At 74.1% G+C, this 23,683-nt stretch carries 18 protein-coding genes; 11 read left to right on the top strand and 7 right to left on the bottom strand.

Going from position 1 to position 23,683, the window contains the following annotated elements; all coding sequences use genetic code 11:
* Position 1 precedes the first annotated feature (1 nt).
* The 7 genes from DMB38_RS02360 to DMB38_RS02330 all read left to right on the top strand — a co-directional run bounded on the left by DMB38_RS02360 (position 2) and on the right by DMB38_RS02330 (position 7,042).
* The gene (locus DMB38_RS02360; protein ID WP_125933738.1) at positions 2–1,054 is read left to right on the top strand and encodes an acyl-CoA desaturase; all 1,053 of its coding nucleotides are present in this window, start codon (positions 2–4) and stop codon (positions 1,052–1,054) included.
* Between the two features lie 222 nt (positions 1,055–1,276).
* Complete coding sequence (locus tag DMB38_RS02355; protein ID WP_026276228.1) at positions 1,277–1,459, top strand: hypothetical protein; 183 nt, start codon at positions 1,277–1,279, stop codon at positions 1,457–1,459.
* A gap of 178 nt (positions 1,460–1,637) precedes the next feature.
* Positions 1,638–2,417 carry an MHYT domain-containing protein gene (locus DMB38_RS02350; protein WP_125933737.1) on the top strand — a complete coding sequence of 260 codons (780 nt, stop codon included), beginning with the start codon at positions 1,638–1,640 and terminating at the stop codon, positions 2,415–2,417.
* 74 nt (positions 2,418–2,491) lie between these two features.
* Positions 2,492–5,575: a nitrate- and nitrite sensing domain-containing protein gene (locus DMB38_RS02345; protein ID WP_240661928.1), complete on the top strand. Its 3,084-nt coding sequence runs from the start codon at positions 2,492–2,494 to the stop codon at positions 5,573–5,575.
* Positions 5,572–6,009 (top strand): roadblock/LC7 domain-containing protein, encoded by a 438-nt coding sequence (locus DMB38_RS02340; protein ID WP_125933736.1) that lies wholly within the window; start codon positions 5,572–5,574, stop codon positions 6,007–6,009. Before DMB38_RS02345 ends, DMB38_RS02340 begins: the two co-directional genes overlap by 4 nt.
* 18 nt (positions 6,010–6,027) lie before the next feature.
* On the top strand, positions 6,028–6,447 hold the full coding sequence (locus tag DMB38_RS02335) for a DUF742 domain-containing protein (protein ID WP_101425705.1): 420 nt from the start codon (positions 6,028–6,030) through the stop codon (positions 6,445–6,447).
* A complete protein-coding gene (locus DMB38_RS02330) occupies positions 6,428–7,042 on the top strand; it encodes an ATP/GTP-binding protein (protein WP_125933735.1) in 615 nt (204 codons plus the stop codon). Before DMB38_RS02335 ends, DMB38_RS02330 begins: the two co-directional genes overlap by 20 nt.
* A 21-nt stretch (positions 7,043–7,063) precedes the next feature.
* Here the strand turns inward: DMB38_RS02330 and DMB38_RS02325 are convergent, their stop codons facing one another.
* Entirely contained in the window at positions 7,064–7,492 is a 429-nt protein-coding gene (locus DMB38_RS02325) for a PPOX class F420-dependent oxidoreductase (RefSeq protein ID WP_125933734.1), read from the bottom strand.
* Positions 7,493–7,598: 106 nt separating this feature from the next.
* Between DMB38_RS02325 and DMB38_RS02320 the strand changes: the two genes are divergently transcribed.
* Entirely contained in the window at positions 7,599–8,594 is a 996-nt protein-coding gene (locus tag DMB38_RS02320) for a DUF6397 family protein (RefSeq protein WP_125933733.1), read from the top strand.
* Positions 8,595–8,601: 7 nt separating this feature from the next.
* On the opposite strand, the gene DMB38_RS02315 is transcribed toward DMB38_RS02320, so the two are convergent.
* Positions 8,602–11,130, bottom strand: coding sequence for a DEAD/DEAH box helicase (locus tag DMB38_RS02315; RefSeq protein ID WP_125933732.1), 2,529 nt, complete (start codon positions 11,128–11,130; stop codon positions 8,602–8,604).
* A gap of 148 nt (positions 11,131–11,278) precedes the next feature.
* Between DMB38_RS02315 and DMB38_RS02310 the strand changes: the two genes are divergently transcribed.
* Positions 11,279–12,073, top strand: coding sequence for a metal-dependent hydrolase (locus tag DMB38_RS02310; RefSeq protein WP_125933731.1), 795 nt, complete (start codon positions 11,279–11,281; stop codon positions 12,071–12,073).
* A gap of 117 nt (positions 12,074–12,190) precedes the next feature.
* Here the strand turns inward: DMB38_RS02310 and DMB38_RS02305 are convergent, their stop codons facing one another.
* Together DMB38_RS02305 and DMB38_RS02300 are read right to left on the bottom strand one after the other, a co-directional pair.
* On the bottom strand, positions 12,191–13,972 hold the full coding sequence (locus DMB38_RS02305) for an ABC transporter ATP-binding protein (RefSeq protein ID WP_125933730.1): 1,782 nt from the start codon (positions 13,970–13,972) through the stop codon (positions 12,191–12,193).
* Positions 13,969–15,804 carry an ABC transporter ATP-binding protein gene (locus tag DMB38_RS02300; protein ID WP_125933729.1) on the bottom strand — a complete coding sequence of 612 codons (1,836 nt, stop codon included), beginning with the start codon at positions 15,802–15,804 and terminating at the stop codon, positions 13,969–13,971. Before DMB38_RS02300 ends, DMB38_RS02305 begins: the two co-directional genes overlap by 4 nt.
* A gap of 160 nt (positions 15,805–15,964) precedes the next feature.
* On the opposite strand from DMB38_RS02300, the gene DMB38_RS02295 reads away from it, so the two are divergent.
* Positions 15,965–16,723 (top strand): L,D-transpeptidase family protein, encoded by a 759-nt coding sequence (locus DMB38_RS02295; RefSeq protein WP_125933728.1) that lies wholly within the window; start codon positions 15,965–15,967, stop codon positions 16,721–16,723.
* A gap of 32 nt (positions 16,724–16,755) precedes the next feature.
* Here DMB38_RS02295 and DMB38_RS02290 read toward each other — a convergent pair whose 3' ends face one another.
* The 3 genes from DMB38_RS02290 to DMB38_RS02280 all read right to left on the bottom strand — a co-directional run bounded on the left by DMB38_RS02290 (position 16,756) and on the right by DMB38_RS02280 (position 21,737).
* Positions 16,756–18,192 (bottom strand): Gfo/Idh/MocA family oxidoreductase, encoded by a 1,437-nt coding sequence (locus DMB38_RS02290; RefSeq protein WP_125933727.1) that lies wholly within the window; start codon positions 18,190–18,192, stop codon positions 16,756–16,758.
* A 113-nt stretch (positions 18,193–18,305) separates the two neighbouring features.
* Positions 18,306–21,269, bottom strand: a complete 2,964-nt coding sequence (locus DMB38_RS02285) for an FAD-binding and (Fe-S)-binding domain-containing protein (RefSeq protein ID WP_125933726.1) — start codon at positions 21,267–21,269, stop codon at positions 18,306–18,308.
* A 12-nt stretch (positions 21,270–21,281) separates the two neighbouring features.
* Positions 21,282–21,737, bottom strand: a complete 456-nt coding sequence (locus DMB38_RS02280; protein ID WP_125933725.1) for a MarR family transcriptional regulator — start codon at positions 21,735–21,737, stop codon at positions 21,282–21,284.
* Between the two features lie 90 nt (positions 21,738–21,827).
* Here DMB38_RS02280 and DMB38_RS02275 point away from each other — a divergent pair, with 90 nt between their 5' ends.
* Positions 21,828–23,672: an ABC transporter ATP-binding protein gene (locus DMB38_RS02275; protein WP_125933724.1), complete on the top strand. Its 1,845-nt coding sequence runs from the start codon at positions 21,828–21,830 to the stop codon at positions 23,670–23,672.
* Positions 23,673–23,683 lie beyond the last annotated feature (11 nt).

Below are 23,683 nucleotides of genomic sequence, written 5' to 3'. Positions count from 1 at the left end.
CATGCCGCAAGCCACTGTCACGCCGGCCCCCAAGGGGGCGGCAACCGCCAGGAGTTCGGAGTTCACGCCGCTGTTGCGGGAGGTGAAGGCCGCCGGACTGCTGCGCAGGCGGCGCGGCTGGTACGGGTTCAGCATCGCGGTCACGCTGCTGTCGCTCGCCGCCACCGGCGTCGGCATCCACCTCCTCGGCAACACCTGGTGGACCCTCTTCCTCGCGGTTCCGGCCGCGGTGTTCAGCACCCGTACCGCCTTCATCGGCCACGACTCCGGCCACGCGCAGATAGCCGGCACCCGCAAGGCCAACCGCGCGCTCGGGCTCTTCCACGGCAACCTGCTGATCGGCATGAGCTACCACTGGTGGACGGACAAGCACAACCGCCACCACGCCAACCCCAACCACATCGACAAGGACCCCGACGTCGGCGTCGGCGCGCTGGTGTGGACCCAGCGCCAGGCCGCGCAGCGCGAGGGCTTCGCGCGCTGGCTCACCCGTCACCAGGCCGCCCTGTTCTTCCCGATGCTGCTCCTCGAGGGCATCGCGCTGAAGGTGTCGAGCTGGCAGGACCTGCGCCGGCAGGACAAGGGCGAGCGCCGCCTCGAAGCCCTGCTCCTCGGCCTCCACGTGCTCGGCTACGCCGCCCTGCTGCTGACCGCCATGTCGCCGGGCAAGGCCGTGGTCTTCGCGCTCGTGCAGCACGCGGTCTTCGGCCTGCACCTGGGGATGTGCTTTGCGCCCAACCACAAGGGCATGGAGATGCCCGAGACGGGCGACGACGACTGGGGCCACCTGCGCCGCCAGGTGCTCACCTCCCGCAACGTGCGCGGCGGGGCCGTCACCGACTGGCTCATGGGCGGCCTGAACTACCAGATCGAGCACCACCTCTTCCCCAACATGCCCCGCCCCCACCTGCGCCGCGTCCAGCCGCTGGTACGGGCGCACTGCGCGGCGCTCGGGCTGCCGTACGCGCAGACCAGCGCGGTCGAGTCGTACCGGCTGGCGCTGGAGCACATGCACGAGGTCGGCGAGCCGCTGCGCACCCCCGACGTCCCGTAGGGGGCGCACGCTCTGCCCTCCCTGCCGCCCCCCCGGGGCGGGACCGCCTCCCGCCCCGTCATGGCGCACCTCCCGTCCGTAACGGGGAACCCGTCCCGTAATGGGTCCCTCATCCACATGTATGACGCCCTCCGGCTCCGGTCATGGGATAAAGGAACCGGGGGAGCGGCGCGGCCGTTCCCCAGTCGAGGGCGGTGTGCCGCCGCTGTAGGAGGCAGGAAGATGACGAATCGAGGGAAGGTCGCGGCCGGCGGGGTGGCGGTCGGCTTGCTGCTGTGGTGGTTGACCTCGTTCTGGATCGCCGTGCTGGTGATCGTCGGTGTGCCGGTGGCCGCCTATCTGGCGCTCGACCCCGGGCAGCGCCGCAGGCTCAAGAGGGTGACACGCAAGGAGCTCGGGCGCTGACCGTGCGCCCCTCCCGGGGAGGCACACGGCCGATGAGGCATATGCCGTAAGAAATGTGCCAGGGATGTGCCTCTTCGGGCGTTGCCCTGGTCGATCGAGGCAATGACTCTGTCAAATTCAGTCAGGTTTGGCATGCGCCCCGGTCGTGCGCCCCCAACCGGACTAGCGTCCCTGAGACATGGGACACCTCGACCACGCAGCCTACGGGTGGCTGACACCCGTTCTCTCCTACGCGATGGCGTGCATCGGCGCCGGGCTCGGGCTGCGCTGCACCGTCCAGGCGCTGGCGGCCCCCACCGCCCGCTCCCGGCGCAACTGGCTGCTCACCGCCGCGTCCGCCACCGGGACCGGCATATGGACGATGCACTTCATCGCCATGCTGGGCTTCACCGTCAGCGGCACCGAGATCCGCTACGACATCCCGCGGACGGTCCTCAGCCTCGTGGTCGCCATGGCCGTCGCCGGCGCCGGCGTCTTCGCCCTCGGCCGCCTCCGGGCCCGCGGCCCGGCCCTGCTGGTCGCCGGGCTCGCCATCGGGCTCGGCGTGGCCGCCATGCACTACCTCGGGATGTCCGCCGTCCGCCTGCACGGCTCGATCTCCTACGACCTCGCGGCCGTGGTGCTCTCCGTCCTCATCGCCGTCGCCACGGCCACCGCCGCGCTGTGGGCCGCGCTCACCATCCGCTCCCCGCTTGCCGTGACCCTCGCCTCCCTCGTCATGGGGGCGGCGGTGACGAGCATGCACTACACCGGGATGGCCGCCGTGTCCGTGTCCGTGATGCCCTCGCCCGAAGCCCTGGCCGGGGCGACCGCCACCCAGTTCGTCTTTCCCCTGACCGTGGGTCTCGGCTCGTACCTCTTCCTCACCTCGGCTTTCGTCGCGCTCACCCCGACCGCCGCGGAGCGCGCCGCCACCGTCTCCGCCCAGCGCCTGACCCGAGCGCCCGGCGCCGTCTAGCCGGCCGCGCCGCGCCCGCACACCGGCCGGACGGACCCCGCGGGGCAGGCCCCGCCAACCGATATGAGGTGGACATGCGAACCCCGGACAGCACCCCGCCGAGCGGCCCGTCCGGTACGCCGTCCGCACCTCGGGCCGAGCCGCCCGCCGACCACGGGACGGGCGGGACGGCGCCACCCGTGCCCGTGCCCGCGCCCGTGCGCGGCCGGCGGGCGCACGCGGGACCGCCCGCCGACGAGTCCGGGCCGCCGCCGGGGCCGAGCGCTTGGGAACGGGCGTACCTGCCGGACGGACCGGGCGCGGCGGGCCGCGGGGAAGCGGAGGGCTCCGGAGGTGTGGACGCGGGGGGTGCACGGAAGGCGCCGGCGTCCGGACACCGCGGACGGCGCCGCCGGTTCGGGCCCCGTACCGTACGCGCGCGCGTCATCTGCCTGCTGACCGTGCCGGTCGTCTCCCTCATAGCGCTCTGGGGCTACGCCACCGTCGGCACCGCGCAGGACGTCTCCCGCCTGCGCCAGATCGAGCAGGTCGAGACCGAGGTGCGGCAGCCCCTTGCCGCCGCCGTCGCCGCGCTCCAGGACGAACGGCGCGCCGCCGCAAGCCATCTCGCCGGCCCCGGCGGTGACAGCCGCGGCGCCTACGGTGCGGCCACCGTCCGCACCGACCGGGCCGTCGACCGGTTGCGGCTCGACGGCAGCCACACCGTCGCCGAGGGCGCCGACCTGCCCCGGGACGTCACCCGGCGGCTCGACGGCTTCGTCACGGGCACGGAGTCGCTGGGCCGGCTGCGTACCCGGGTGGAGGCCCGTACGACCGATTGGACGCGAACGTACGACGAGTACACCGCGGCCGTCGACCGCGCCTTCGGCGTCTCCGGCGCACTGACCGGCATCCAGGGCGCCGAGGGGGCGTCCGAGGCCCGGGTGCTGCACGAGTTCGGCCGGGCCGGCGAGATGCTCGCCCGCGAGGACGCGCTCCTGGCCGCCGGGCAGGTGCGCGGGTCGCTCAGCGCCGCGCACCACCGCGCCTTCGCCGACGCCGCGTCCGCCCGCGCCGCCCTGGAGGAGGGCTCGGCCGCCGACCTCGGCGGCGGTGAGGCGGAGGTGTGGCGGCAGGCCCGGGAGAGCGAGGCGTACCGCACCCTCGGCGAGCTGGAGGACGCCGTGGCCGCCGCGGACTCCGGCACCGCCGCCGTCGAGGCCGCCCCCGCGCGCGACTGGGAGGGCCCGTACGCGGACGTGGCCGGCGCCGTCCGCGCCGTCGGACGGGAGCACGCCGCGGAGGCCGACCGCACCGACCCCTTCACCGACGGCATGCTCACCCCCTCCGGCGCCGCGGCCGTCCTGGGCCTCGCCGCCGTGGCCGCGGCTCTCCTCATCTCCGTACGGATAGGCCGCGGGCTGATCGTCGAACTCGTCGGCCTGCGCAACTCGGCCCTCGAACTCGCCCGCCGCAAGCTGCCGCACGCGATGCACCGGCTGCGCGCCGGACAGGAGATCGACATCGCCGGCGAGGCCCCCAGGGGCGACCCGGGCGACGACGAGATCGCCCAGGTCGGCGAGGCGCTGACCACCGTGCACCGGGCGGCGCTGCGCGCCGCCGTCGAGCGGGCCGAGCTGGCGAGCGGCATCTCCGGGGTGTTCGTCAACCTCGCCCGCCGCAGCCAGGTGCTCGTCCACCGCCAGCTCGCGCTGCTGGACAGCATGGAGCGGCGCGCCGAGGATCCCGAGGAACTGGACGACCTCTTCCGGCTCGACCACCTCACGACCCGCATGCGGCGGCACGCCGAGAGCCTGATCATCCTCTCCGGCGCGGCCCCGGGCCGCGCGTGGCGGATGCCGGTGCCGCTGCAGAGCGTGGTACGGGCCGCGGTCTCGGAGGTGGAGGACTACGCGCGCGTGGAGGTGCGGGCGCTGTCGGACGTGGCCGTGGTGGGCGCGGCGGTGGCCGACCTGACGCACCTGCTGGCGGAGCTGGTGGAGAACGCCGCGCAGTTCTCGCCGCCGCACACCAAGGTGCGGGTGTACGGCGAGCAGGTCGGCAAGGGATACGCGATCGAGGTCGAGGACCGCGGCCTGGGCATGGGCAAGGAGGCGCTGGCCGCGGCGAACCGGCGGATCCGGGAGTCGGAGGCGCTGGACCTCTTCGACAGCGACCGGCTGGGGCTGTTCGTGGTGAGCCGGCTGGCGGCGCGGCACGGGATCCAGGTCAGTCTGCGGGAGTCGGCGTACGGGGGGACGACGGTGGTGGTGCTGCTGCCGACGGCGCTGCTGGAGGCGGCGGTCGAGGGGGCGGTGGACCCGGGAGCGGGGGTGCGGGGCGCGGCGGCGCGGCCGTTCCCGGGAGGGCTGGTGCCCGGTGGATCCGGCGGTTCCGGGGTGGCGGGGCCGGCGGGTGGTGCGAGGGTTCCGGGGCTGCCCGGGGTGCCGGTGCGGAACGGGGCGGACGGTGGCGGCTCCGGCGCGCACGGGGCGGAGAACGGGGCGCCGGTCGCGGAGAACGGGCTGCCGGAGCGGCGGGCCGGGCGGGCGCTGCCGGGGCCGTGGCGCGCGGGGCCCGGGGCCGGGGGGCCGGCCGTCGGGCCGGTGGGGGAGCGGCCGGTGCTGGCGTCGCGGGAGGACGTGGTGCTGCTGCGGGCCCGGCTCGGTGTGGATCCGGCGGATGGGACGGCGGACGGTGCGGACGGTGCGGAGGGCGGGGACGGCGCGGGGGTGGCGGTGGAGGACGGCGGGCTCTTCGGCGGGTCCGGCACGTACGCGGGGCGGGCCGGGCAGGAGGCGGCCGCCGTCCAGGCCCCCGGGGACGTCACGGAGCTGCCCAGGCGCGTACGGCAGGCCAGCATGGCGCCGCAGTTGCGGCTGGAGCCCGGCTCCGGCGACGGCGGCACGCACACCGGGGACACCGGGGACGTCGCGGAGGACGTCACGGACACCGGCGCCGGGGCCGCCGGAGCGCGCGGGGAGTCCGGTGCCGCGGGCCGCCCCGCACCGCGGGAGCGCACGCCGGAAGAGGCGCGCGCTCGCATGGCCGCGTACCGCAGCGGCTGGTTACGCGGCGGAGGCCTGCCCGCCGGCCGTACCTACGGCGGTGAACCGGGCGCCGGGCGCCCGGAGCCGGACGAGACCGCGCACACGTCGAGGGAAGGGGAAAGCCCATGATCGAGCCGGACACGGTGCACACCCAGAGATCCGGGGGACTCGACTGGCTGCTGGACGACCTCGTCGGGCGCGTCGCCGACGTGCGCCACGCCGTGGTGCTCTCCGGCGACGGCCTCGCGGTCGGCAGCTCCAGAACGCTCTCCCGCGAGGACGCCGAGCACCTGGCGGCGGTCGCGTCCGGCTTCCACAGTCTCGCCAAGGGCGCCGGGCGGCACTTCCGCGCGGGCGGCGTACGGCAGACGATGGTCGAGATGGACGACGGCTTCCTCTTCGTGGCCGCGGCCGGGGACGGTTCCTGTCTTGCCGTATTCAGCGCCGCGACGGCGGACATGGGCCTCGTCGCGTACGAAATGGCCCGCCTGGTCGCACGGGTGGGCGAACATCTATACACCGCCCCGCGAACGGCCGCAGCGAAGCCGCGGAATCCGGGCTGAGCACGGCGGTGACACGTTATGACTGAAGATATGAGTGGCACCCCTCCGCACCACGGCAGTCACTGGTACGACGCCGAGGCCGGTCCGCTGGTCCGCCCGTACGCGATGACCGGCGGCCGGACCCGGCCGGTGACGACCACCGTGCGGTTCGACCTCATCGCGCTCATCGACCTGGAGGAAGAGGCGCTGGAGGCCGCGGGGAAGGAGGCCGAGACGTTCGGACCCGAACACCGGGCGCTCATCGACCTCTGCCGGATCGAGACCCAGTCCGTCGCCGAACTGGCGGCGGAGACCGATCTGCCGGTGGGGGTCGTGCGGGTGCTCCTCGGCGATCTGGTCGAACTCGGCTGCGTACGGGTGAGCAGGCCCGTACCGCCGGCGCAGCTTCCCGACGAGATGATCCTGAGAGAAGTGATCGATGGACTCCGCGCCCTCTGACCGCAGGGTCGACGACGCGCTGGCGCTGAAGATCCTCATCGCCGGCGGCTTCGGGGTGGGCAAGACCACCCTGGTCGGTTCCGTCAGCGAGATCCGTCCGCTCCGCACCGAGGAGCAGTTGAGCGAGGTCGGCACCGCCGTCGACGACACCGGCGGCGTGGACGAGAAGACCACGACGACCGTGGCGATGGACTTCGGCAGGATCACCATCCGCGCCGGACTCGCGGTCTATCTGTTCGGCACGCCGGGGCAGGACCGCTTCTGGTTCCTCTGGGACGAGCTGGCCACCGGCGCGCTGGGCGCGGTGGTGCTGGCGGACACCCGCAGGCTGCAGGACTGCTTCCCGGCGGTGGACTACTTCGAGCACCGCAGCATCCCGTTCATCGTCGCGGTGAACTGCTTTCCCGAGTCGCGCAGTTTCGGCGCCCACGAGGTCGCCCGTGCCCTCGACCTCGACCAGGGCACTCCCGTCGTGCTGTGCGACGCGCGCGACCGCGACTCGGGGAAGGAGGTGCTGATCAGGCTGGTCGAGTACGCCGGGCGGGTGCACACCGCCCGGCTGCTCGACACGGTCGGCACGGAGCCGGTGGGGTGAGCGGGCCCGGGGTGCCGGGGGTCACCCGGCCACGCCGGCCTCGGAGACCACCTTGTCGATGGTGACGCGGACGAGGAGTTCGCCGGGGACGGCGTTGCGCGCGCCGTAGGTCTCGGCCAGTTCCCTGTCGACGTAGCGGGCGGCGATGACCGTGGCCCAGCGGCGCATCTCGTCCAGGTCGTCGCTGAGCCTCGCGCGGCCGGAGAGCACGGCGAACGAGTACGGATAGCGCTCGTCGTCGACGCAGAGGGTGGCGCGGCCGTCGCGCGCGAGGTTGCGGCCCTTGACGCTGCCGGCGCCGGTGTTGAAGACGAAGTCGTCGCCGTCGAGCACGAACCAGATCGGGGCCACGTGGGGGCTGCCGTCGGCGCGGACGGTGGCCAGCTTGCCGGTGCGGGTGCCTGCGGAGACGAAGGTGCGCCACTCTTCGCCGGTCATCTTCTCGCCCATGCGAGCAGGTTATCCACAGGGGGAGGCGGGACGGGGAGCGACGCGCTAGTCTCGTCACTGAGAGTAATCGGGATGGCGCTTTCGGGCGACGACGGGGGAGATGGCCATGGTGGTAAGGACCGGGGCGGGCGCGCGGACGGCCGGCGCGGCGGGCGAGCGGGCGGAGCTGCTGACGTTCGGCCGGGCGGCGGCGGAGCTGGGGCTGCTGCCGCGCGAGTTGGAGCTGGCGGTGCAGCTCGGGCTGGTGCCGACGGAGCCGCCGCAGCGGGCCGGCGGGCGGCGCCGGGTGGCCCGGGCCGAGGTGGCGCGGCTGCGGGCGGAGGACGGCGCCGGGGGCGCCGGCGGTGCCGGCGCGGCGGCTGCGCTGCGTGAGCGGCTACGGCTGGTGGGGACGGTCGCGGGTGCGGAGGAGCTGGGCATCTCCTCCGTCCGCTTCACGCGGCTGGCGCGGGCGGGGTGCTTCGCGCCCGCGCGGTTCTATGTGAACCGGTACCGGGTCGTGGTCTGGCTGTATCTCGCGACGGAGGTGGAGCGGTTCGGGGAGCGGGAGCCGGGGCTGCTGCGCGGACCGTTGCCGCCGGCGATGCGGGCGGAGCTGGCCGAGGGCGCGGACGCCCGGGCCCGCGGGTGGCGGCAGCGGCGGGTGGAGCAGTTGCTGTCGGAGCGGGTGGACCCGTGGGAGCGGGCGGGCGCGTACGCGGCGGTGCTGAGCGACGCGGAGCTGGCGGAGGAGGTGCCCGACGCCGGGGAGCGGGCGCGCGTCGTGGAGCACCGGGCGGAGCTGGTTGCCCCGGCGCGCGGCGGTAGCGAGACGGCCCGCAGGGCGGCGGAGGGCGTGCTGCTGGCGGAGACCGACGCGGAGGCCCTGGGCTACCGGCTGGGACTGGCGGTGGAGCTCCAGGCCGCGCGCGCCAGCTACGCCACCCCGGGCCCGGCCTTGCCTCCGGAAGCGTCCCCGGCACCGCTCCCCGCCCCGTGCGCGGCTCCGCCGCCCCCCGGCGGCGCCCCGCCCGCGCGCCCGGCGGGAGCCACCCGACCACGCCGCGGCAGCCTCAACTGGCTGCGCCGGGGCCGCCGGCGCCGTACGGGCCTGCCGCGCTGACGGCAGGTCAGCCGGCCGCCCGGCTCAGCGGGCCGACGTCGGTGACGCGGAGGACGGCCTGGGCCTCGGCGTCGGAGGCGGTGAGGTCCACCTCCGCGGAGATGCCCCAGTCGTGGTCGCCCTCCGGGTCCGCGAAGGTCTGGCGGACACGCCAGAGGGCGTGCTCCGGGTCCTCCTCGATCCGCAGCAGCCGCGGCCCGCGGGCGTCGGGACCGGTGCCGATGTCCTCGTACTCCTCCCAGTACGCGTCCAGGGCCTCGCCCCAGCGCTCCGCGTCCCAGCCGGACTCCTCGTCCAGCGCGCCCAGTTCGTCCGCGTCGTCGAGCGCCGCCAGCTCCACCCGGCGGAACAGCGCGTTGCGCACGAGGACGCGGAAGGCGCGCGCGTTGGCGGTCACCGGGCGCACCTGGTCGGCGTGCTCCATGGCCTGCTCGGCGGTCTCCTCCGCCGGGTTGGCCAGTTGCTCCCACTCGTCCAGCAGGCTGGAGTCGACCTGGCGGACCATCTCGCCGAGCCAGGCGACGATGTCCTCGAAGTCCTCGGACTTCCGCTCGTCCGGCACGGTGTGGTCCAGCGCCTTGTACGCGCTGGCCAGGTAGCGCAGCACGATGCCCTCGGTGCGGGCCAGCTCATAGAAGGAGACGAACTCGCCGAAGGTCATGGCCCGTTCGTACATGTCACGGATGACCGACTTGGGAGAGAGGGGGTGGTCGCCGACCCACGGGTGGCTCTTGCGGTACAGCCCGTAGGCGTGGGACAGCAGCTCCTCCAGCGGCTTGGGGTAGCTGACGTCCATCAGCCGCTCCATCCGCTCCTCGTACTCGACGCCGTCCGCCTTCATCTCCGCGACCGCCTCGCCGCGCGCCTTGTTCTGCTGGGCGGCGAGGATCTGCCGGGGGTCGTCGAGGGTGGACTCCACGACGGAGACCATGTCGAGCGCGTAGGAGGGGGACTCGGGGTCGAGGAGGTCGAACGACGCCAGCGCGAAGGTCGACAGCGGCTGCTGGAGGGCGAAGTCCTGCTGCAGGTCGACGGTGAGCCGCACGATGCGCCCCTGCGCGTCCGGCTCGTCGAGCTGCTCGACCACACCGCCGTCGAGGAGGGAGCGGTAGATCGCGATGGCGCGGCGGATGTGCCGGAGCTGCTTCTTGCGCGGCTCGTGGTTGTCCTCCAGCAGCCGGCGCATGGCGGTGAAGGCGTTGCCCGGGCGGGCGATGACGGACAGCAGCATGGCGTGGGTGACGCGGAAGCGGGAGGTGAGCGGTTCGGGATCGGCGGCGATGAGCTTCTCGAAGGTGTTCTGCGACCAGTTGACGAAGCCCTCGGGCGGCTTCTTGCGCACCACCTTGCGGCGCTTCTTCGGATCGTCGCCCGCCTTGGCGAGCGCCTTCTCGTTCTCCACGACGTGCTCCGGTGCCTGCGCCACCACCAGCCCGGAGGTGTCGAAGCCGGCCCGCCCGGCCCGGCCGGCGATCTGGTGGAACTCGCGTGCCCGCAGGGTGCGCACCCGGCTGCCGTCGTACTTGGTGAGCGCGGTGAAGAGCACCGTGCGGATGGGCACGTTGACGCCGACGCCGAGGGTGTCGGTGCCGCAGATGACCTTCAGCAGCCCGGCCTGCGCCAGCTTCTCCACCAGCCGCCGGTACTTGGGCAGCATCCCGGCGTGGTGGACGCCGATGCCGTGCCGGACGTAGCGGGAGAGCTGCTTGCCGAACCGGGTGGTGAAGCGGAAGTTGCCGATGAGGGCGGCGATCTCGTCCTTCTCCGCGCGGGTCGACATGTTGATGCTCATCAGCGCCTGCGCCCGCTCCACCGCCTGCGCCTGGGTGAAGTGCACGATGTAGACGGGCGCCTGCCGGTTCTCCAGCAGCTCCGTGAGGGTCTCGGTGAGCGGGGTGGTGCGGTACTCGTACGACAGCGGGACGGGCCGGGTCGCCGAGCGGACCACCGAGGTGGACCGGCCGGTGCGCCGGGTCAGGTCCTCCTCGAAGCGGGAGACGTCGCCGAGCGTCGCGGACATGAGCACGAACTGCGCCTGCGGCAGCTCCAGCAGCGGGATCTGCCACGCCCAGCCTCGGTCCGGCTCGGCGTAGAAGTGGAACTCGTCCATCACCACCTGGCCGATGTCGGCGTCCTTGCCGTCGCGCAGCGCGATGGACGCCAGCACCTCGGCGGTGCAGCAGATGACGGGTGCGTCGGCGTTGACGGAGGCGTCGCCGGTGAGCATGCCGACGTTCTCCGTGCCGAAGATCTTGCACAGGTCGAAGAACTTCTCCGACACCAGCGCCTTGATCGGCGCGGTGTAGAACGAGACCTCGTCCCGGGCCAGCGCCGCGAAGTGCGCCCCGGCCGCGACCAGCGACTTCCCGGAGCCGGTGGGGGTGGACAGAATCAGGTTCGAGCCGGAGACGACCTCGATCAGAGCCTCTTCCTGCGCCGGATAGAGGGAGATGCCCCGCTCCTCGGTCCAGGAGGAGAACGCCTCGAAGAGGTCGTCGGGGTCGGCGGTGGGCGGCATCTGATCGATTAGGGTCACCCGACCATACTGCCCTCCACCGCCCCGGAAGTGTGAACCCCCGGTACGTCTGAAGATCACCCGCGCTAGGCTGTGCCGCCGACGGGCGGAGCCTGTGGGGCCAACGGCCGTTCACCACACGGGCGGACGAGGGGCGGGGGAGTTTTTCATGATGGGTCCAGCGCACTCGCTTTCGGGGGCGGCGGCGTGGCTGGGGGTGGGCGCGGCGGCCACCGCGACGGGCCACGAGATGCCCTGGCCGGTGCTCGCCGTCGGCGCCCTCATCTGCGCCGGGGCGGCCCTCGCCCCGGACCTGGATCACAAGTCCGCGACGATCTCCCGCGCCTTCGGCCCGCTGTCCCGCATCCTCTGCGAGGTCATCGACAAGCTCTCCGCCAGTGTCTACAAGGCGACGAAGAAACGCGGCGACCCCCGCCGCTCGGGCGGCCACCGCACCCTGACGCACACCTGGCTCTGGGCGGTCCTGGTCGGCGCCGGCTTCTCCGCGCTCGCGGTCCTCGGCGGCCGGTGGGCGGTCCTCGGGATCCTCTTCGTCCACATGGTGCTGGCCATCGAGGGCCTGCTGTGGCGGGCCGCCCGGGTCTCCAGCGACGTCCTCGTGTGGCTCCTCGGCGCCACCAGCGCCTGGATCCTCGCCGCCGTCCTCGACCGGCCCGGCAACGGCTCCGACTGGCTCTTCACCGAGCCAGGCCAGGAGTACCTGTGGCTGGGCCTGCCCATCGTCCTCGGCGCCCTCGTCCACGACCTCGGCGACGCCCTCACCGTCTCCGGCTGCCCGGTCCTGTGGCCGATCCCGGTGGGCCGCCGGCGCTGGTACCCGATCGGGCCGCCGGACTTCATGCGCTTCCGCGCCGGAAGCTGGATCGAGCTGAAGATACTGATGCCGGCCTTCATGCTCGCCGGCACCGCCGGCGGGCTCACCGCGATGGGCGTCATCGGCTGACGACGCCCCGGCCGGGTCCACGGAAGGGCGGCCGGCCGGGGCGCGACGAGGGGACCGCGGCGCGAGGGACGGGGCGTACCCGGGGCGCGCGGTCCAGGACGCCGTCCGGCGGGCCGGTCAGCCGTGCCAGGAGCGCCAGAGGGCGGCGTAGGCGCCGTCTGCCGCGACCAGTTCGTCGTGGCTGCCGAGTTCGCTGATGCGGCCCTCCTCGACCACCGCGATGACGTCCGCGTCGTGCGCGGTGTGCAGGCGGTGGGCGATGGCCACGACCGTGCGGCCGTCCAGGACCTTCGCCAGCGACCGCTCCAGGTGCCGCGCCGCCCGCGGGTCGAGCAGCGACGTCGCCTCGTCGAGGACCAGCGTGTGCGGGTCGGCCAGCACCAGCCGGGCGAGCGCGATCTGCTGCGCCTGCGCCGGGGTGAGGGCCGTGCCGCCCGAGCCGACCTCGGTGTCGAGGCCGTCGTCCAGCGCCCGGGACCACTCGCCCGCGTCGACCGCGCCCAGCGCCGCCCACAGCTCCGCGTCGCTCGCCTCGGTACGTGCCAGGCGCAGGTTGTCGCGGAGCGAGCCGACGAAGACGTGGTGCTCCTGGTTGACCAGCGCAACGTGCTCGCGCACCCGCTCGGCCGGCATCCGCGCCAGCTCCGCGCCGCCGAGCCGGATCTCGCCGCGCCGCGGCGAGTAGATCCCGGCCAGCAGCCGCCCCAGCGTCGACTTGCCCGCGCCCGAGGGCCCGACCAGCGCCAGCCGGCTGCCCGGCCGCAACCGCAGCGAGACGCCGTGCAGCACGTCCGCCCCCGCGCGGTAGCCGAAGCGGACCTCGTCGGCGTGGACGTCCCGGCCGCCGGGCCGCACGGCCGCGTCGCCGGGCTCCTCCTCGATGTCCCGTACGCCCACCAGCCGGGCCAGCGACACCTGGGCCACCTGGAGTTCGTCGTACCAGCGCAGGATCATGCCCACCGGCTCGGTGAGCATCTGCGCGAGCAGCGCGCCCGTCGTCAGCTCGCCGACGCTCATCCAGCCCTGGAAGACGAACGCGCCGCCGATCAGCAGCACGGAGCCGACCACGACGACGTGCGTGGCGTTGAAGACGGGGAAGAACATGCAGCGCAGATAGAGCGTGTACCGCTCCCACGCCACCCATTCCTTCACCCGCCGGTCCGAGAGCGCGACGCGGCGCGCGCCCAGCCGGTGCGCCTCCACCGTGCGCCCCGCGTCCACCGTCTCGGAGAGCGCCGCGGCCACGGCGGCGTACCCCGCGGCCTCCGAGCGGTACGCGCTCGGCGCCCGCCTGAAGTACCAGCGGCAGCCCGCGAGCAGCACCGGCGCGGCCAGCACCACCGCCACCGCCAGCGGCGGCGCCATCACCACCATGCCGCCGAGCACCAGCCCGACCCACACCACGGCGATCGTCAACTGCGGTACGGCCTCGCGCATCGCGTTCGCCAGCCGGTCGATGTCCGTGGTGATACGGGACAGCAGATCGCCGGTCCCGGCCCGCTCCAGCACGCCCGGGGGCAGGCCCACGGACCGCACGAGGAAGTCCTCGCGCAGGTCCGCGAGCATCCGCTCGCCCAGCATCGCGCCGCGCAGCCGCACCAGCCGGATGAAGAACGCCTGGATCGCCAGCGCGATCGAGAACAGCACCACCGCGCGGGTCAGATGGAGGTCCTCGACCCCCGCGGACAGGTCCTCGACCAGCCCGCCCAGCAGGTACGGCCCGGCCATGGAGGCGATGACGGCGATCGCGTTGACGGCGATCAGCAGGAGGAACGCCGTCCGGTGCCGGCGCAGCAGCTCCGCCACGTAGCCGCGCACGGTCGCGGGCGCGCCCACCGGCAGGGTGGTCGCGGTGCGCGGCGCGGCCGGGTCGTACTCCGGCGGTCGCACGCCGATCATGCGGTCTCCTCCATCATCTGCGGCACGCCGCCCTCGCCGCGTACGGCAGGATCGCCTTCCGGTACGCGGCCGGCCTGCTTCTCGTCGTCCGTCTCCCGGGTGACCACGGCGCGGTACGCGACGTCGCCGTGGAGCAGTTCGCGGTGCGGCCCCTCGGCCAGCACCGTGCCGTCCTGCACGAACACCACCGTGTCCGCCCGGTCCAGCAGCAGCGGGCTGGAGGTGAACACCACCGTCGTACGGCCCGCGCGGATCTCCCGCAGGCTCTCGGCGATGCGCGCCTCGGTGTGCGAGTCGACCGCCGACGTCGGCTCGTCCAGCACCAGCACCTCCGGGTCGGCCACCAGCGACCGCGCCAGCGCCAGTCGCTGGCGCTGGCCGCCGGAGAGCGACCGGCCGCGCTCGGTGATCGGCGCGCCCATCGGCGCCCCGTCGCCGTCCGGCGCCGCGGCCGCCGCCTGCGCCAGCGCGGTGAGCACGTCGCCGCACTGCGCGGCGGCCAGCGCCGCGGCGGGCTTGACCGATCCCGACGCGGGTACGTCCAGCAGGTCGGCCAGCGTCCCGGAGAGCAGCATCGGGTCCTTGTCCTGTACCAGCACCGCCGCCCGCGCCCCCGCGAGCGGCACGTCGTCCAGCTCCACGCCGCCGAGCCGCACCGACGGCAGCTCGCCCGGCTCCGCCGGGTGCCCCCCGAGCCGGTCGGCGAGCCGCCCCGCGGCGTCCGGGTCGCCGCACACCACGGCGGTGAGCCGGCCGGCCGCGGCGCGCAGCCCGGTCGCCGGGTCGTGCAGCTCGCCGCCGAGCGGGCCGTGATCGCTGCCGGTGCCGCCGGTCGTGGTGCGGGCGAGCCCGAGGACGCGGGCGGCGCGCTTGGCGGAGGGACGGGAGAAGGAGTACGCCATCGCCAGCTCGGCGAAGTGGTGCATCGGGAAGAGCAGGAACGTCACCGCCCCGTAGACCGTGACCAGCTCGCCGACCGTGATCGTCCCGTTCCGCACGAGCCCCACCCCGTGCCCGACGACGACCACCAGCAGCACCCCCGGCAGCGCCACCTGCACGGCGTGGATCAGCGCCCACATCCGCGCGCTGCGCACCGCCGCGGTCCGCACCTTCTGCGACGCCTCCCGGTAGCGGTCGAGGAAGAGCTCCTCGCCGCCGATGCCGCGCAGCACCCGCAGCCCCGCCACGGTGTCCGCGGCCAGCTCGGTCGCCCGGCCGGCCTTGGCCCGCTGGTCGTCGGCGCGGCGGGTGGCGTACGGCAGCAGCGGCAGCGGCGCGAGCGCCAGCACGGGCAGCGCGACGGCGACGAGGAGGCCCAGCTCCGGCGCGTAGACGACGAGGCCCGCGGTGACGGCGAGGGCGGTGAAGAGCGCGGCGGTGAACCGGGAGAACGACTCGACGAACCAGCCGATCTTCTCCACGTCGCCCGTGCTCACCGCGACCACCTCGCCGGCCGCGACTCGCCGGGTGAGGATCGAGCCCAGGTCGGCGGCCTTGCGGGCCAGCAACTGCTGGACCCGGGAGGCGGCGGTGATCCAGTTGGTGACGGCCGCGCGGTGCAGCATGCTGTCGCCGAGCGCCATCAGCGCGCCGAACGCGATCAGCAGCGCGCCGGCGACCGCGAGCCGCCCGCCGTTCCGGTCCACGACCGCCTGCACGGCCATGCCCACGGCCAGCGGCATCGCGCCGAGGGGCAGCATCCACACCAGGCCCCAGAGCAGCGCGGCCACCTGGCCGCCGAGCTGCATGCGGCCGAGCCAGACGAGGAAGTGGCGGCCGGATCGGACGTCGGGGTCACCGGGGTCCGTGTGCGGCAGGTCGCGCAACTGCATGGCATCCCAAAATGGTCGTCTCGGGTGTGGGTGAGCCGTGCAAGGCTGGCGGTTTGCGGGCGGGTTTTCAACCGGTTTTCCCCCGCGCCGTGGCCATCGCGCCACGGCCCGCGGGGGGCCGCCCGGCAGGGTGCGGGACGCGGCGTGTGACGATGGGTGTATGCGTGCGTACGGGACGAGCGGGCGGCTGCCGCGCCGGACGGCCGCCGCGGCGGTGGGGCTGATTCTGCTGGCGGGCTGCGGCACTTCGGGCGGCGACGGCGGTGACGGCGGAGGTACGGGCGGTACGGGCAAGGCCGCGGCCACCGGCGGCGCGAGCGCGTCGCCGGCCACCCCGCCCGGCGACATCCCCGGCGTCGGCGCCCGGCTGAACGGGAAGGTGCCCGCGGACTCCCGCCAGGCCGTCGCCGTCTACGGCGAGGGCCCCGACTCGGCCGACGCCACCGTCGTCCTCTACGAGAAGCGCGGCGGGGACTGGCAGCGCCGGGAGAGCTGGCCCGCGCACAACGGCAAGAAGGGCTGGACCCCCGACCACCGCGAGGGCGACAAGCGCAGCCCCGTGGGGGTGTTCACGCTCTCCGACGCCGGCGGCGTCCTCGCCGACCCGGGCGCGAAGCTCCCGTACCAGCAGAGCCCGGCCTTCGCCGCGCCCCACTACTGGCCCGAGACGCACTGGAACGACTTCGACCTCGTCATCGCCATCGACTACAACCGCGTGCGGGGCACCTCGCCGCTCGACCCGACGCGCCCGCAGGGACAGGGGAAGGGCGGCTCGATCTGGTTCCACATGGACCACGGCAGCGGCACGTCCGGGTGCGTCAGCATCTCCAAGTCCGGGATGACGACGCTGCTGCGCACCCTGGACCCGCGGAAGGACCCGGTCGCCGTGATGGGCGACCGGGCCTCCCTGGCCGGCTAGCGGCGCGCCGCGCCGCGGCCGTAAGCCGGCGCTCACGCCTCGTCGGGCTTCTCCGAGTCGACGCCGGAGCGCTTGTCCTTCCACCCGCCGCGGGTGAAGTCCGGGATCTGCTGCGGCCTGCCGCCCGCCTTGATCGACTCGTGGCTGAGGGGCACCGGCGCGGTCCAGGTCACGGCGTCGTAGACGTCGAAGTCCGGTACCAGGCCGAGGCGCATGCACTGCATCAGCCGGAAGATCATGATGTAGTCCATGCCGCCGTGGCCGCCGGGCGGGTTGGAGTGCTCCTTCCACAGCCAGTGGTCGTACTCCGCGAAGTCACCGAAGCTGTGCCACCGGTCGTCGGTGTGCATCGGCTCCAGGTAGATGCGCGGCTCGTAGTCCTCGAAGACGCCCTTCGTGCCGCCGAGGGAGTTGATCCGGCTGTACGGGTGCGGGGTGGAGACGTCGTGCTCCAGCCGGATGACGCGGCCCTTGGCCGTCTGCAGCACGCTGAAGGTGCGGTCGCTGCCGATGTACGTCTCCTTCCAGCTCGGGTCGCCGGCGGGCATGTGCTCCTCGCGGTACTCGGCGAGGCCCAGGGCCGGGGTGCCGAAGCTGGAGATCTGCGTGACGCGGTCGCCGCGGTTGACGTCCATGTAGTTGGCCGTCGGGCCGAAGCCGTGGTTGGGGTAGAGGTCGCCGCGCAGACGGGTGTGCCACAGCCGGCGCCACGGGCCCTCGTAGTAGTCGGGGTCGAACATCAGCCCGCGCAGGTCGTGGTTGTACGCGCCGGCGGCGTGCAGCAGTTCGCCGAAGAGCCCGGCGTGCGCCATGCGCAGCACCCGCATCTCGTTCTTGCCGTACGCGCAGTTCTCCAACTGCATGCAGTGCCTGCGGGTGCGCTCGGAGAGATCGACGAGCTCCCACAGCTCCTTCACGGTCATCGCGATGGGGCACTCGACACCGACGTGCTTGCCGTTCGTCATGGCCGCCCTGGCCATCTCGAAGTGCCAGTCCCAGGGGGTGGCGACGTAGACGAAGTCGATGTCGCCGCGGGCGCAGAGCTGCTCGAAGTCGTGGTCGCCCTTGGTGTACGTGGCGGGCGCCGGCTGGCCGGCGGCGACGACCTTCTTCGCGGCCCGCTCCACCTTGTCCACGACCGGGTCGCAGAGCGCGGTCACCCGGACGCCCGGCTGGGCCAGGAACAGGTCGATCATGCCGCCGCCGCGGTTGCCGAGGCCCACGATCCCGACCCGCACGGTGGTGTGGGTCTCGAAGGGCACGCCGATCATCGTCCTGCCGCTCCGCGGCGGCACAGCCGGCGCCGCGGCTTCACCGGCCGCGCCCGCGTCTGCCGCCTGGGCCTGGGAGGCGCCGAAGGCCCCCAGGCCGAGCCCTGCACCGGCGATGCCCGCCGAGCGCAGAACCGAACGGCGGGAGTAGCCGTCGTCGGAATCGCCGGATCTCGGGGTGGCGTTCTCCTCGCGCATGCGTCCTCCGGAAGGTGTGCGGAAGGTTCGCCGCCACCCTCGCCGGACCCGCGCGTGCCGACAAGAGGTCTGCACCACTGAGGAGTTGGACTTACCGCCCGGGCCGGATGGACTTATCCGCGGCGCCCCCGGACCCCCGCGGGGCGGGTGGCGCGCTCCAGCTCCAGCAGTACGGAGCGGTACGAGCGGCCGGTGGCCCGGTCCATGCCGATCTCGCACATCCGGTTCGCCGACAGGTGCGCGTCGTACTCCCGGGCGGTGACCTCCGCGGCCTCGCGCGCGGTCGCGGACGCGGTCAGCTCCTTGTGCAGCAGGCCGCGGTCGCCGGCGAAGGCGCAGCAGGCCGCGTCGTCCGGCACGACGACCTCCTCCGCGACCGCCTCGGCCAGCGCGGTGAGCCGGCCGGTATTGCCCAGGTGGCGCATCGAGCAGGTCGGGTGGACCACGGCGGAGGCGGTCTTGCGCTCGACCGTCAGATGGGGCAGCAGCTCGTCGGCGGCCCAGTCGAGCGAGTCCACGACGGTGAGCTGCGCGTGCAGCTTGCGGCTCGCCTCCGTCAGATACGGCACCACCTCGTGCGCGAGGCCCAGGGTGCAGGACGAGGCGTCGACGACGACCGGCAGCCGGGCGCCGTCGGTCCACCGCCAGGCGGCCTCGACGATGCGGTTGGCCATCAGCCGGGTGCCGTCGTCGTAGCCCTTGGAGTGCCAGATGGTGGAGCAGCAGGTGCCGGTGACGTCGCCGGGGATCCACACGGGCCGCCCGGCGCGGGCGGAGACGGCGACGACGGCCTCCGCGAGGTTCGGTCCGCGCGCGTCGTCCGGGCCGCCGAAGATGCGGTTGACGCACGCCGGGAAGTAGACGGCGGCGGCGCCCTCGCGGGCGGTGCCGGGCAGCCGGCGCGCGGCCGGAGCGGGGATCTCCGGCAGCCACTCGGGTACGAGGTCGGGGCGCACCGCGCGGCGCGCGAGCCGGGTCGCCGCGCCCGGCACCCGGTCGCCGAGCCGGTGCGCGACGGCGACGGCCAGCCGGGCGGCCCGTTCGACCTGGCGGAAGCGGCGGGCGGTGCCGGCGGCGGCGCGCTCCTCGCGGGCGGAGTGCCGGGTATGCCGGAAGTCCTTCATCATCTGCCCGGTGTCGATGCCGACGGGGCAGTCCAGGGCGCACGTGGAGTCGCCGGCGCAGGTGTCGACGGCGTCGTACCCGTACGCCTGGAGAAGGCTGCCGGTGACCGGCGCGTCCGGCGGCTGGCGCAGCATCTCCCGGCGCAGCACGATGCGTTGCCGCGGGGTGGTGGTCAGGTCGCCGCTGGGGCAGGTGGGTTCGCAGAAGCCGCACTCGATGCACGGGTCGGCGACGTCCTCGATCCGCGGGATGGTCTTCAGCCCGCGCAGGTGCGCCTGCGGGTCGCGGTCGAGCAGCACCCGCGGGGCGAGGATGCCGTGCGGGTCGATCAGCTCCTTGATCCGCCACATCAGCCCGGTGGCCCGCTCGCCCCACTCCAGCGCGAGGAACGGGGCGATGTTGCGGCCGGTGGCGTGCTCGGCCTTCAGCGAGCCGTCGAAGCGCTCGACGGTCAGCCGGCAGAAGTCGTCCATGAAGGCCGCGTACCGCTCGACGTCGGCGGGCTCCGCGGCGTCGAAGGCGAGGAGGAAGTGCAGGTTGCCGTGGGCGGCGTGGCCGGCGACGGCGGCGTCGAAGCCGTGCCGCGCCTGGAGTCCGAGCAGCGCCTCGCAGGCTTCGGCCAGCCGGCCGGGCGGGACGGCGAAGTCCTCGGTGATGAGGGTCGTACCGGCCGGGCGGGAGCCGCCGACGGCGGTGACGAACGCCTTGCGCGCCTTCCAGTAGCCGCCGATGCGGCCCGGGTCGCGGGTGAACGCGTTGCCCTCGGCCGCCACGGACCCGACCGGCGCCACGAGGTCGAGCCCCGCCAGCACCCCGGCCGCCGCCTCCTCGTACGCCTCCCGCGCCGCCTCGTCCGGCGCCCGGAACTCCACCAGCAGCGCCGCCGTCTCCTTCGGCAGCTCCGCCCAGTCGGCGGGCACCCCGGCGACGCTCACCGAGGCGCGCAGCGTGTTGCCGTCCATCAGCTCCACGGCCCGCGCTCCGGCGGCGTTGAACGCCGGCACCGCGGCCGCGGCGGCCTGGAGGGTGGGGAAGAACAGCAGCGCCGTGGAGGTGTGCCGGTCCAGCGGCAGCGTGTCGAAGACGGTGTCGGCGATGAAGCCGAGCGTGCCCTCGGAGCCGACCATCAGCCCGCGCAGTATCCGCACGGGGGTGGCGCCGTCGAGGAAGGCGTCGAGCCGGTAGCCGTTGGTGTTCTTGATCTCGTACTTGGCGCGGATGCGGGCGGTCAGCTCCGCGTCCGCCTCGATCTCGGCCTTGAGCGCGAGCAGCCCGCTGCACAGCTCCGGCTCGGCGGCGGCCAGGCGTTCGTCGGCGTCGGGCGCGGCGGTGTCCACGACGGTGCCGGAGGGCAGCACGAAGGTCAGCGAGGCGAGCGTGCGGTACGAGTTGCGCGTGGTGCCCGCCGTCATGCCCGAGGCGTTGTTGGCGACGACGCCGCCGAGGGTGCAGGCGATGGCGCTGGCCGGGTCGGGGCCGAGGACGCGGCCGTGCCTGGCGAGGGTGGCGTTGGCCCGTACGACGGTGGTGCCGGGGCCGATGCGGGCGCGCGCCGCGGCGTCGTCGAGCACCTCGACGCCCGCCCAGTGGCGGCGGACGTCGACGAGGATGTCCTCGCCCTGCGCCTGGCCGTTCAGCGATGTGCCCGCCGCCCGGAAGACCAGCTTCCGGCCGTGCTCGTGGGCGAACCGGAAGAGCGCCGAGACGTCCGCGACCGTCTCGGCGACGGCCACCGCCCGCGGCACGAACCGGTACGGGCTGGCGTCCGAGGCGTACCGCACCAGGTCCGAGGCGCCCGTCAGCACCTTCTCCGCGCCCAGCAGCGCCGTCAGCTCCCCGCGCAGCGGCTCCGGCGTGCCCGCGGCGAGGTCGTCGGCGACCCGGTCGGGCGCGGGCGCCGCCGCTCCGCGGCCGGGGCGCAGGGCCGAGGGCTTGGGCTGGAGCAGCGGCATGGAACGGACTCCTCAGCAGGGGTGGCCGTGCGGGTCGACCAGGGGGGCGATGAGCCCGAGCAGTTTTTCACGCTGCTGTTCCGACAGCGGCTCCAGCACGTCCGCGGCGGCGGCCAGGCGGGCCCGGTGCAGCTCGGCGAGCGCCGTGCGCCCGGCCGCGGTGGTCTCGATCCGGATCACCCGCCGGTTGGCCGGGTCGGGCACGCGCCGGACCAGGCCGCCCGCCTCCAGCGCGTCGACGTGCGTGGTGACCGCGCGGGGGACGACGCCCAGGCGCTCGGCGAGGTCGGCCATCCGCGGCGGCTCCTCGTGGCGCTCCAGGGTGCGCAGCAGCCGGGACTGGGCGGGCGTGATGCCCAGCGGCTTGAAGTGGTGCTTCTGCGCGTAGTGGATCCGGCGGGTGAGCAGCAGGAGCTGCTCCGCCAACTGGCCGGTCACGTCTGCGGGGGGCGGGGGCGACTGGGACACGCTCCGAGGGTAGCAGGAGCATATTCATTGTGCATATAGGTAACAATGAGCTACCCTCCTATAAGGTCGTCACACTCTTCTAGGAGGCCCATGCCGCACGATCCACTCGACGGGTGGTCACCCCCGCCCTCCGATCCGGAGCAGCCCGCCCAGGTGCGCCGGATCCTCGCGCTCTTCCGTCCGTACCGCGGCCGCCTCGCCGTGGTCGGGCTGCTGGTGGCCGCGTCCTCGCTGGTCTCGGTCGCCTCGCCGTTCCTGCTCCGCGAGGTCGTCGACACCGCACTGCCCGAGGGCCGCACCGGGCTGCTCAGCCTGCTCGCGCTCGGCATGGTCGGCGTCGCGGTGCTCGGCGGCGTCTTCGGCGTGCTCCAGACACTCATCTCCACCACCGTCGGCCAGCGCGTCATGCACGACCTGCGCACCGCCGTCTACGCCCAGTTGCAGCGCATGCCGCTGGCGTTCTTCACCCGCACCCGCACCGGCGAGGTGCAATCCCGCATCGCCAACGACATCGGCGGCATGCAGGCCACCGTCACCACCACCGCGACCTCGCTGGTCTCCAACCTCACCAGCGTCGTCGCCACCGTCGTCGCCATGCTCGCGCTCGACTGGCGGCTGACCGTCGTCTCGCTGCTCCTGCTGCCGCTCTTCGTCTGGATCGCCCGCCGCGTCGGCCGCGAGCGCAAGAAGATCACCTCGCAGCGGCAGAAGCAGATGGCCGCCATGGCCGCGGGCGTGACCGAGTCGCTGTCGGTGAGCGGCATCATGCTCGGCCGCACCATGGGCCGCTCCGACAGCCTCACCCGCGGCTTCGCCGACGAGTCGGAGAGCCTGGTGGACCTGGAGGTACGGGCCAACATGGCGGGCCGCTGGCGGATGGCCACCATCGGCGTCGTCATGGCCGCCATGCCGGCGGTCATCTACTGGACCGCGGGCCTGGCCTCCGGCACCGGCGGGCAGGCCGTGTCCATCGGCACCGTCGTCGCCTTCGTCTCGCTCCAGCAGGGCCTCTTCCGGCCCACCGTCAGCCTGCTCTCGACCGGCGTGCAGATGCAGACCTCGCTCGCCCTCTTCCAGCGCATCTTCGAGTACCTCGACCTGCCCGTCGACATCGCCGAGCCCGAGCACCCGGTGCGGCTGGCGAAGCCCCGCGGCGAGGTGCGCTTCGAGAAGGTCGACTTCGCGTACGAGGCGGGACAGCCGACGCTGCGCGACGTCGAGCTCACCGTGCCCGCCGGCAGCAGCCTGGCGATCGTCGGCCCCACGGGCGCCGGCAAGTCCACCCTGGGCTACCTGGTGCCGCGGCTGTACGACGTCACCGGCGGCCGGGTCACCCTCGACGGCACCGACGTGCGCGACCTCGACTTCGACTCGCTCGCCCGCGCGGTCGGCGTCGTCGCCCAGGAGACGTACCTCTTCCACGCCTCCGTCGCCGACAACCTGCGCTTCGCCCGCCCGGACGCGACCGACGCCGAGATCGAGGCCGCCGCCCGCGCCGCGCAGATCCACGACCACATCGCCGCCCTGCCCGACGGCTACGACACCCTCGTCGGCGAGCGCGGCTACCGCTTCTCCGGCGGCGAGAAGCAGCGCCTGGCCCTCGCCCGCACCATCCTGCGCGACCCGCCGGTGCTCGTCCTCGACGAGGCGACCAGCGCCCTGGACACCCGCACGGAGCGCGCGGTGCAGGAGGCGGTCGACGCACTGGCCGCGGGCCGTACGACGATCACCATCGCGCACCGGCTCTCGACGATCCGCGACGCCGACCAGATCGCGGTCCTGCACGACGGCCGGATCGCCGAACTCGGCACGCACGAGAAGCTGATGGCCGCCGGCGGCCGGTACGCGGCGCTGGTCCGCCGCGACCTCGACGCGGACGCGAGCGCGGTCGCGGGGGGCGAGCCGGTGGCGGAGGGCGCGTCGGTCACCGTCTGAGCCGCCGTACG

Source organism: Streptomyces sp. WAC 06738, from assembly GCF_003945505.1.
Taxonomy (GTDB): domain Bacteria; phylum Actinomycetota; class Actinomycetes; order Streptomycetales; family Streptomycetaceae; genus Streptomyces.
The sequence above is the reverse complement of the archived record's forward strand: the minus strand, read 5'-3'. Positions and strand labels throughout refer to the sequence as shown.